Here is a 1,857-nt window from a genome sequence, read left to right as displayed (position 1 = left end):
CTTGTCGCTTCGCGTACTACGCTGCCCCCCGAGGGGGCTAATTTTTCTTGGGGCGGCCCGGCGAAAAATTGCACTCCCTCCTCATGCGCCAGGACTTGCATCCCGCCCTTTATGGGAATGGGTTCATGAGCGCGACACTGAGGCTTGCCGAACAGCTGATTTCCCGCCCCTCTGTCACGCCTGACGACGCAGATTGCCAGGCCCTGCTGATCGCACGGCTGGCGCCGCTCGGCTTCCAATGCGAAACCATCGTCAGCGGCCCCGCCGATTTCCGCGTCACGAACCTGTGGGCCCGGCGCGAAGGGAAATCCCAGGACTTAATGGCTGGAGCCCAATCAGGACGTGCGCAACCAGCTACTGAATTGATAGCAAATAGCGCCGGCACGACGCCGGCCAAAACCCTGGTATTTGCCGGCCATACCGACGTGGTGCCCACCGGCCCGCTCGACCAGTGGCACAGCCACCCGTTCACCCCGAGCCATCGCGACGGAAAAATGTATGGGCGCGGTACCGCCGACATGAAAACGTCGATCGCGGCCATGGTGGTCGCGGTGGAGGAGTTCCTGGCTGCCCACCCAGACCCGGCCTTGTCGATTGCCTTCGTGATCACCAGCGACGAGGAAGGCCCGGCCGTGGACGGCACGGTCATGGTCTGTGAGCAGCTGAAAGCACGCGGCGAAACGCTGGACTATTGCATCGTGGGCGAGCCCACCTCGGTCGAGCGCCTGGGTGACATGATCAAGAACGGCCGCCGCGGCACCATGAGCGGCAAACTCACCGTCAAGGGCGTGCAAGGCCACATCGCTTATCCGCACCTGGCCAAAAACCCGATCCACCTTTTTGCCCCCGCGCTGGCCGAATTGGTAGCCACCGAATGGGACAAGGGCAACGACTTTTTCCCCGCTACCAGCTGGCAGCTCTCCAACATCCACGGTGGCACCGGCGCATCCAACGTCATTCCGGGCGAGCTGGTGGTGGACTTCAATTTCCGCTTTTGCACCGAATCAACCCCGGAAAGCCTGCAGCAGCGCCTGCAGGCCGTGCTCAGCCGCCACCAGCTGGAATACGACCTGAAGTGGACTCTGGGCGGTCTTCCCTTTCTGACCACGCCGGGCACACTGGTGGATGCTGTGCGTGGAGCGATCCAGGCTGAAACCGGCCTGAAAACCGAGCTATCGACCACAGGCGGCACGAGTGACGGCCGCTTTATCGCCAAAATCTGCCCGCAAGTCATTGAATTCGGCCCCATCAACGCGACGATCCACAAGATCAACGAGCACGTCCTGGTGAGCTCACTCGATCCGCTTAAAAACATCTACAAGGGTGTTCTGGAACGGCTGGCGGCAGCATGACAGACCCGAAAACGCCTGCCGCGCCGCTGACGGTGCTGGCGCTGGTCGAGCAAATGGCCGCCAGGCTGGAAGCTGCCGGCCTGCACTTTTCGGACGGATTCGGGCAAGGCACGACCAACGCCTTCGATGAAGCCGCCTGGCTGGTGCTGTGGAAGCTGGGGCTGCCGCTGGACGACCTGGATTCTGTAGAGAACCGGCCTGTAACCCAAGAGGAACAAGCGCAGGCAGCTATGCTTTTGGAAGCACGCATCAGCACCCGCAAGCCGGCCGCCTACCTCACGAATGAGGCCTGGCTGATGGGTGTGCCCTTTTATGTGGACGAGCGTGTGATCATTCCGCGCTCGCTGATTGCCGAACTGCTGGCCGACGCCAGCATCGACCCCTGGCTGGGCGAACACACCCACCGCGTGCTAGATCTGTGTACCGGCAATSGCAGCCTGGCCGTGCTGGCCGCCATCACTTATCCTGATGTGGTGGTGGATGCCGCCGACATCAGCCTGGACGC

At 62.2% G+C, this 1,857-nt stretch carries 1 protein-coding gene and 1 pseudogene; both read left to right on the top strand.

Annotation, left to right across the window (positions count from 1 at the left end):
* The first annotated feature begins 125 nt into the window (after nucleotides 1–125).
* Nucleotides 126–1,352: a succinyl-diaminopimelate desuccinylase gene (gene dapE, locus AC1D0Z_RS20730; protein ID WP_477660048.1), complete on the top strand. Its 1,227-nt coding sequence runs from the start codon at nucleotides 126–128 to the stop codon at nucleotides 1,350–1,352.
* Nucleotides 1,349–1,857: pseudogene (locus AC1D0Z_RS20725) on the top strand (50S ribosomal protein L3 N(5)-glutamine methyltransferase); the annotation flags it as partial. The gene dapE and the pseudogene AC1D0Z_RS20725, both read left to right, overlap by 4 nt.

Source organism: Polaromonas sp. P1_E3, from assembly GCF_056405935.1.
Note: the sequence above shows the minus strand (reverse complement) of the source record. Positions and strands in the feature narration are given on the sequence as shown.

Excerpts from the sequence above, each read along its gene's own strand:
- dapE (WP_477660048.1), top strand. The coding sequence starts at position 126 with ATGAGCGCGACACTGAGGCTTGCCGAACAGCTGATTTCCCGCCCCTCT.